The organism is Burkholderia sp. Ax-1720 (assembly GCF_011753035.1).
Taxonomy (GTDB): Bacteria; Pseudomonadota; Gammaproteobacteria; order Burkholderiales; family Burkholderiaceae; genus Burkholderia; species Burkholderia gladioli.
The window spans coordinates 1-7,542 of the sequence record NZ_VWWK01000253.1; the positions used below are offsets into that span (position 1 = coordinate 1).

Genomic DNA, 7,542 nt, shown 5'->3' on the forward strand with positions numbered 1-7,542 from the left:
GCCAGCGCGGCGCAGGCCGCGCAAACCGCCGCGGCCGCCGCGTCTGCCCCTGCCGCGTCTGCCCCGGCCGCATCGAGCACCGCCGCGCCCGCCGACGATCCCGAAGCGAAGAAACGCGCGATCATCGCGGCCGCGCTTGAGCGCGCGCGCAAGAAGAAGGAAGAACTGGCCGCCAGCGGCGAGGCGCCGAAGAACACCGAGAACGTGAGCCCCGCCGTGCAGGCGCAGATCGACGCGGCCGAAGCGCGCCGCCGGCGCATCGAGCAGGAACGCCGCGCGGCCGAACAGGCCGCGCAGGCCGGTGGCGAGCCGCCGGGCGCCGGCGATCGACCCGCCGACGAATCGAAGAGCCAACCCGGCGACGATTCGCCGACCCAACCGCCACGCAACGCATGAACGCCACCAAACGACGCGCGATCTACGAAACGCTGCGCAGCCTCAATCCGCACCCGACCACCGAGCTCGAATACAGCACGCCGTTCGAGCTGCTGATCGCGGTGATGCTGTCGGCGCAGGCCACCGACGTGTCGGTCAACAAGGCGATGCGGCGCATGTTCCCGGTGGCGAACACGCCCAGCCAGGTGCTCGCGCTCGGCGAGGCCGGCGTGACCGACTACATCAAGACCATCGGGCTCTACAAGACCAAGGCGAAGAACGTGGTCGCGACCTGCCGGATCCTGCTGGAGCAGCACGCAGGCGAGGTGCCGGCCGATCGCGAGGCGCTCGAGGCGCTGCCCGGGGTCGGTCGCAAGACCGCGAACGTGGTGCTCAATACCGCCTTCGGCCATCCGACCATCGCCGTCGACACGCATATCTTCCGCGTCGCCAATCGCACCGGGCTCGCGCCGGGCAAGGACGTGCGCGCAGTGGAGATCGCGCTGGAGAAATTCACGCCGGCGGAATTCCTGCAGGACGCGCATCACTGGCTGATCCTGCACGGCCGCTACGTCTGCAAGGCGCGCCGGCCCGAATGCTGGCATTGCGCGATCGAACCGCTCTGCGATTTCAAGCCCAAGACGCCGGCGCCGCTCGAATGAGACCGGCGCGGTGCGCGCCCGCCGGGCACCGCGTCGTCAAGTCTGCATCACGCCGGTCCGACCTCGCCTCACCCCGCGCCGATTGATTCGCACTGCGATGCGTTGCGCGGCATCGTTCAGGAATCCGCCCGCCTCGCGGATCAGGCATTCGCGGTGGCGGTCGCCGCGTCGTCGGCCTTGCCGCCCGCCTTCACCAGCCACAGCACGGCCACCAGGATCGCCACGCCGCCCGCCCATTGCATCGGCGACAAGGCCTCGCCGAACAGCAGCGCGGCCAGCGCCACCGTGACCACCGGCTCCAGCGTCGAGAGCATGGCGGTGCGCGCCGCGCCCAGCAGCGACAGCCCGGCGAAGAAGGCCAGCATCGCGCCGACCGTCGACACCAGGGCGATGGCCACCAGCGCGAGCCAGCCCGAACCCGCCTGCGGCCATTGCGGCGCGACGCCGAAGGCAGCCCAGCGCGCCAGGGCGATCAGCGTGAACATCAGCGTGGCGGCGATGCAGATGATCGCGGTGGTCGCGAGCGGGTCCACGCCGCGCGTGGCGCGCGTGCCGGCCACGATGTAGAGCGAATAGATCACGGCCGCCGCCAGCGACAGCGCGATGCCGAGCGGCTCGCCATGCCCGCCGCCCACCATCAGCGCCGAGCCGGCCACGCACAGCACCAGGGCCATCGCCTTGACGCGGGTCAGCCGCTCGCCGAGCCACCAGGCCGCGAGCAGGGTCACGAAGGCCGGGTACAGGTAGAGCAGCAGCGCCACCAGGCTGGCCTGCGCATGCTGCAGCGCGGTGAAATAGCAGAACGACTGGCCGACGTAGCCGAGCGCGCCCATCGCGGCGATGCGCACTCGCGCGCGTGCGCCGGGCCAGGCCACGCCGCGCCGCCACGCGATCAGCGCCAGCAGCGCGCCGCCGATGCCGAAGCGCACGATCAGCAGCCCCAGCACGTCGACGCCGGCCGCGTAGGCGTAGCGGCCGAAGATCGCCATCGCGCCGAACGCGACGGCGGACAGCGCGACGAACAGGGCGCCGCGAACCGCGGCGGACGACGGGGCCTGGGCAAGGGCGGTGACCATGGATGGGCCTGAGCGAACGAAATGAGGGGAAGCCGCGGCAGCGCAACGGCAAGCGATCGATTCTAGCGAGCGCGCTCGCGCCCCGATAGTCGGGAACAATGCCGATCCACGCGGCAGGCACCTGCCCGGCCCCGCCCGCGGCCTGCCCCGCCCGGAGGCAGCCTCCCGCCGGCCGGCGTAGAATGGCCGCTTCCGCAGCACGCCGCCGCGCCCCAACGTCCCCCGAATCATGTTCAACCCGAGCCGCGACGAAGTCCGTCGCTTCTTCATCGACGCCCGCCGCAAGCAGCGCAAGGGCGAGATCCTCACGCCGCTGGAAGCGATCGCCGCCGACTGGATCGTCGAGCATCCCGAATACCACGCCGAGCTCGACGAGGGCGAAGGCGCCGCCTCGCGCGAGTATTCGCCGGAGGCGGGCCGCACCAACCCGTTCCTGCACCTGTCGATGCACCTGGCGATCAGCGAGCAGTTGTCGATCGACCAGCCGCCGGGCATTCGCGCCGCGCACGAGAAGCTGGCCGCGCGGCTGCCCTCGGCGCACGACGCGCAGCACGCGATCATGGACTGCCTGGGCGAGACGATCTGGGAAGCGCAGCGCACCAATACGCCGCCCGACACCGACGCCTACCTGCAACGAATCCTGCGCCGCGCCTCGCGCGACTGAGGCCGACGGGCACCGGCGCGGCCCTGCGCACGGCGCCGGCGCCAGGCTCCACGCAAAAAAATGCCCCGCCAAAGCGGGGCATGCCGCGCGCGCCCTGCCCGCGGCTCTCGACGACGCGGACGCGAGGCGCCCGCTCAGGCCGTCACTTCTTGAACACCAGGCTGCCCGGCAGCGACTCCAGGTAGGCGGCGATGTCCTGCATGTCGCTGATCGACAGGCTCTGCACCTGGGCGCGCATGATGGCGTTGTCGCGCCCCAGCAGCGGGTTGTCGAGCCCCATCTGGTACTGGCGCATGGCCCAGACCAGGTAGTCGGAGCGCTGGCCCGCCAGGCGCGGGTACTCGGCGTTGATCGGATTGTCGAACTTGGTGCCGTGGCATGCGGCGCAGTTGTGCGATTCGACCAGCTGCTTGCCCCGCGCCGCGTCGGCCGCGTGCGCGGCGCCCGTCGCGAAACAGGCGGCCAGCGCGAACGCCGCCGCAATGCGCAATGCCGGTTGATGCTTGTTCATGAGGGCTCCTGTCCTGCTGAGCAAACGCCAGCGCGGGCTTTACTTGTAGGGATTGATCTTCGAATCGGGCTTCTGGGAGGCGTAGTACGCGGCGAGGTCCGCGATGTCCTGGTCGCTCAGCGAGGCGGCGATCGCGTTCATCGACGCGAAATGCCGGTCCTTCTTGCGATACGCCTTGAGCGCGTTTTCCAGGTATTGCTGATTCTGTCCGCCGAGCAGCGGTACCCGGTACACCTCCGGATACGCCGTGCGGTAATCTTCGATGCCATGACAGCCGATGCACATCGCAGCCTTGCTGGCCCCGTCCTTCGGGTTGCCCGCCGCCCCAGCCGCCTGCGATGCGGTGGCCAGAAGCGCCATGAGCGCCGCGGCCACGACCTGTTTGCCGACGAAATTGTTCATAGCTTGTACCTAGCTTGAGGGGAAAACCTGTCGCCCGGTAAGGCAACGGACCGCGTCATTTTGCTTATAGGTGAGACACGCAGGCCGAAAGTCGGCCCGATTGTACCGCGCTGCCGACGACGCAGTCCACCCGCGCCGGCCCTGCCCCGCGACGGCCCCGGGACACCCCTCGAAGGCCCGCCGGAGGCCGCCGCCGCAGCGCCCGCTACAGTACCAAGCGATGCGCCGACGCAACAGCGCCTTTGACTTATACTGGGATTTTTCGCCGGGAAACAAGCCGCCATGCGCTTCGAAGGTTCCTCGCAATACGTCGCCACCGACGATCTGAAGCTCGCCGTCAACGCCGCGCTGACGCTGCAGCGCCCGCTGCTGGTGAAGGGCGAGCCCGGCACCGGCAAGACCATGCTGGCCGAGGAAGTGGCCGCCGCGCTCGGCATGCCGCTGCTGCAGTGGCACATCAAGTCGACCACCAAGGCGCAGCAGGGTCTCTACGAATACGACGCGGTCTCGCGGCTGCGCGATTCCCAGCTCGGCGACGAGCGCGTCAAGGAGATCGCCAACTACATCGTGCGCGGCGTGCTGTGGCAAGCCTTCGAGGCCGACGAGCCCTGCGTGCTGCTGATCGACGAGATCGACAAGGCCGACATCGAATTCCCCAACGACCTGCTGCGCGAGCTCGACCGCATGGAGTTCCATGTGTATGAAACGCGCCAGTTGGTGAAGGCAAGGCACCGGCCGCTGGTGATCATCACCTCGAACAACGAGAAGGAGCTGCCGGACGCCTTCCTGCGCCGCTGCTTCTTCCACTACATCCAGTTCCCCGATCCCTCCACGATGCAGCGCATCATCGAGGTCCACTACCCCGGCATCAAGCAGGCGCTGGTGCGCACCGCGCTCGAGAGCTTCTTCGAGCTGCGCGGCGTGTCGGGGCTCAAGAAGAAACCTTCGACCTCCGAACTGCTCGACTGGCTCAAGCTGCTGCTGGCCGAGGACATCCCGCCCGAGGCGCTGCGCTCGACCGACCACAAGCTGGTGGTGCCGCCGCTGGCCGGCGCGCTGCTCAAGAACGAGCAGGATCTGAGCCTGTTCGAGCGGCTGGTGCAGATGAACCGCCACAACCGCTGAACCCGCCGCCCTCGATCACCCGCCCTTGATCCCCCGCCCTTGATCCCCCGCCCTTGATCCCCATGTCCCGCGCGCCCCGTCCCGTTTCCTGCCGCCTTGCCGGTTCGCCCGGCCGGGCGCCGGCGCGCGCGGCCGAACCCGGAGCGCGCCGATGCTGATCGACTTCTTCTATTCGCTGCGCGCGGCCAAGCTGCCGGTCTCGGTCAAGGAATACCTGATGCTGCTCGACGCGCTGCGCCAGGAGGTGATCCCGCCGTCGATCGACGCCTTCTACTACCTCGCGCGCATGACCCTGGTGAAGGACGAGCAGTATTTCGACCGCTTCGACCAGGCCTTCGGCCGCTACTTCCACGGCGTCGCGGCGCTGCCGGCCGAGGCCTTCGAGATCCCGGCCGACTGGCTCGAGAAGAAGCTGCAGCGCGAACTGACGGCCGAGGAAAAGGCGCAGATCGAGGCGCTCGGCGGCCTGGACAAGCTGATGGAGCGACTGCGCGAGCTGTTCGACGAACAGCAGGCGCGCCACGAAGGCGGTAACAAGTGGATCGGCACCGGCGGCACCTCGCCGTTCGGCCATGGCGGCTACAACCCGGAAGGGATCCGCATCGGCGGGCCGTCCAACGGCAACCGCACCGCGCTGAAGGTCTGGGAGGCGCGCGCCTATCGCGACTACGACGATTCGGTCGAGCTCGGCACCCGCAACATCAAGGTCGCGCTGCGCCGGCTGCGCCGCTTCGCGCGCGAGGGCGCGGCCGACCAGCTCGACCTGCCCGGCACCATCCGCAGCACGGCCGCCAATGCCGGCTGGCTCGACCTGCGCATGGTGCCCGAGCGGCACAACAGGGTGAAGGTGCTGATGCTGCTCGACGTGGGCGGCTCGATGGACGACCACATCGCGCGCACCGAGGAGCTGTTCTCGGCGGCCAAGGCCGAGTTCAAGCACCTGGAGTTCTACTACTTCCACAACTGCGTCTACGACTACCTGTGGAAGAACAACCGGCGTCGCCACGCCGAGCGCACGCCCACCTGGGACGTGATCCACAAGTTCAGCGCCGACTACAAGCTGATCTTCGTGGGCGACGCCACCATGAGCCCCTATGAAGTCGCCCAGCCCGGCGGCTCGGTAGAATACAACAATCCCGAGGCCGGCTCCGTGTGGCTGCGCCGGCTCGCCGACCAGTTCCCCAACCATGCCTGGCTCAATCCCGAGCCCGAGCGACTATGGGAATACCGGCAGTCGATCGCGATCATTCGCGACCTGCTGGGCGCGCGCATGTACCCGCTCACGCTGGCCGGCCTGGAAGCCGCGATGCGGCAGCTGAGCAAGTAGCGCCCCCGCCGGCTTCGCCGCCGCCCCGTTCCGCCCCAACCCGCTGTATCCTCCCCGCGCCGCCGGATTGCCCGTCGCGTTCCGCGCGGCGCGTGAACCGTCTTCCCTCCCCGCTCGGAGCCTTCGCAACATGAATCCGTCCCCAGCGCCCGGCACGCCGCCGGCCGCCTCCGCCCCGCGCTTCTTCGCGGATACCTCGCTGTCGGCGCTGGTCGCCGGCTTCGTCGCGATGATGACCGGCTATACCAGCTCGCTGGTGCTGATGTTCCAGGCCGGCCGCGCCGCCCACCTGAGCGACGCGCAGATCTCGTCCTGGATCTGGGCGCTGTCGATCGGCATGGGCGTGACCACGGTGGGCCTGTCGCTGCGCTATCGCGCGCCGGTGGTGGTGGCCTGGTCGACGCCGGGCGCCGCGCTGCTGGTGGCCTCGCTGCCCGGCGTGCCCTACCCGTACGCGATCGGCGCCTTCGTGGTGTGCGCGCTGCTGCTCACCGCGGTCGGCCTGAGCGGCCTGTTCGATGCGCTGATGCGGCGGATCCCCGCCGGCATCGCCTCGGCGCTGCTGGCCGGCATCCTGTTCGAGATCGGCATCGAGATCTTCCGCGCCGCGCAGTTCCAGACCGCGCTGGTGATCGTCATGTTCCTCACCTACCTGGTGGTCAAGCGGCTCGCGCCGCGCTACGCGATCGTCACCACCCTGGCGGCCGGCACGGCCATGTCCGGCGCGCTGGGCCTGCTCGACTTCAGCCGCTTCCAGATCGCCCTGGCGCATCCGGTGCTCACCGTGCCGGCCTTCTCGCTGTCGGCGATCGTCAGCATCGGGATCCCGCTGTTCGTGGTGGCGATGGCCTCGCAGAACGTGCCCGGCATCGCCGTGCTGCGCGCCGACGGCTACGCGACGCCCTCCTCGCCGCTGATCGCCACCACCGGCATCGCCTCGCTGGCGCTGGCGCCGTTCGGCTCGCACGGCATCAACCTGGCCGCCATCACGGCCGCCATCTGCACCGGCCCCGAGGCGCACGAGGATCGCGCGCGGCGTTATCCGGCCGCGGTCTGGTGCGGCCTGTTCTACCTGGTGGCGGGCGTGTTCGGCGCCACCATCGCGGCGCTGTTCGATGCGCTGCCCAAGGCGCTGGTGGTCTCGGTGGCGGCGCTGGCGCTGTTCGGCTCGATCATGAGCGGCCTGGCCAACGCGATGCAGGACCTGCGCCAGCGCGAGGCCGCCCTGGTGACCTTCATGGTGACCGCCTCGGGGCTGACCCTGCTGTCGATCGGCTCGGCCTTCTGGGGCCTGGTGGCCGGCGTGATCACGCAACTGATCCTGAACGCGCGGCGCGAGCCCGGCGCCTGATGCCACCCGGGCCACCCGGGCCGCCCGAAGCGCGCGCGGCCGGCCGAAC

8 protein-coding genes and 1 pseudogene are annotated in these 7,542 nt (G+C 69.7%); 6 read left to right on the forward strand and 3 right to left on the reverse strand.

Annotated elements, in window-relative coordinates:
* Together F3J18_RS34295 and nth are read left to right on the forward strand one after the other, a co-directional pair.
* Positions 1-396: pseudogene (locus F3J18_RS34295) on the forward strand (electron transport complex subunit RsxB); the annotation flags it as partial.
* The gene (gene nth / locus F3J18_RS34300; protein ID WP_036039498.1) at positions 393-1,037 is read left to right on the forward strand and encodes an endonuclease III; all 645 of its coding nucleotides are present in this window, start codon (positions 393-395) and stop codon (positions 1,035-1,037) included. The pseudogene F3J18_RS34295 and the gene nth, both read left to right, overlap by 4 nt.
* Positions 1,038-1,177: 140 nt before the next feature.
* Here the strand turns inward: nth and F3J18_RS34305 are convergent, their stop codons facing one another.
* Entirely contained in the window at positions 1,178-2,113 is a 936-nt protein-coding gene (locus F3J18_RS34305) for a DMT family transporter (RefSeq protein WP_036049681.1), read from the reverse strand.
* Positions 2,114-2,342: 229 nt separating this feature from the next.
* On the opposite strand from F3J18_RS34305, the gene F3J18_RS34310 reads away from it, so the two are divergent.
* Positions 2,343-2,777, forward strand: a complete 435-nt coding sequence (locus tag F3J18_RS34310; RefSeq protein ID WP_013698952.1) for a DUF1841 family protein — start codon at positions 2,343-2,345, stop codon at positions 2,775-2,777.
* 142 nt (positions 2,778-2,919) lie between these two features.
* On the opposite strand, the gene F3J18_RS34315 is transcribed toward F3J18_RS34310, so the two are convergent.
* Complete coding sequence (locus F3J18_RS34315; protein WP_025096534.1) at positions 2,920-3,288, reverse strand: c-type cytochrome; 369 nt, start codon at positions 3,286-3,288, stop codon at positions 2,920-2,922.
* 39 nt (positions 3,289-3,327) lie between these two features.
* Positions 3,328-3,690 (reverse strand): cytochrome c, encoded by a 363-nt coding sequence (locus tag F3J18_RS34320; protein WP_013698954.1) that lies wholly within the window; start codon positions 3,688-3,690, stop codon positions 3,328-3,330.
* Positions 3,691-3,972: 282 nt separating this feature from the next.
* Here F3J18_RS34320 and F3J18_RS34325 point away from each other — a divergent pair, with 282 nt between their 5' ends.
* The 3 genes from F3J18_RS34325 to F3J18_RS34335 all read left to right on the forward strand — a co-directional run bounded on the left by F3J18_RS34325 (position 3,973) and on the right by F3J18_RS34335 (position 7,493).
* Positions 3,973-4,815: a MoxR family ATPase gene (locus F3J18_RS34325; protein WP_013698955.1), complete on the forward strand. Its 843-nt coding sequence runs from the start codon at positions 3,973-3,975 to the stop codon at positions 4,813-4,815.
* Positions 4,816-4,966: 151 nt separating this feature from the next.
* Positions 4,967-6,142, forward strand: coding sequence for a VWA domain-containing protein (locus F3J18_RS34330; protein ID WP_025096535.1), 1,176 nt, complete (start codon positions 4,967-4,969; stop codon positions 6,140-6,142).
* Positions 6,143-6,272: 130 nt separating this feature from the next.
* Entirely contained in the window at positions 6,273-7,493 is a 1,221-nt protein-coding gene (locus tag F3J18_RS34335; protein ID WP_166916533.1) for a benzoate/H(+) symporter BenE family transporter, read from the forward strand.
* The last annotated feature ends 49 nt before the right edge of the window (positions 7,494-7,542 follow it).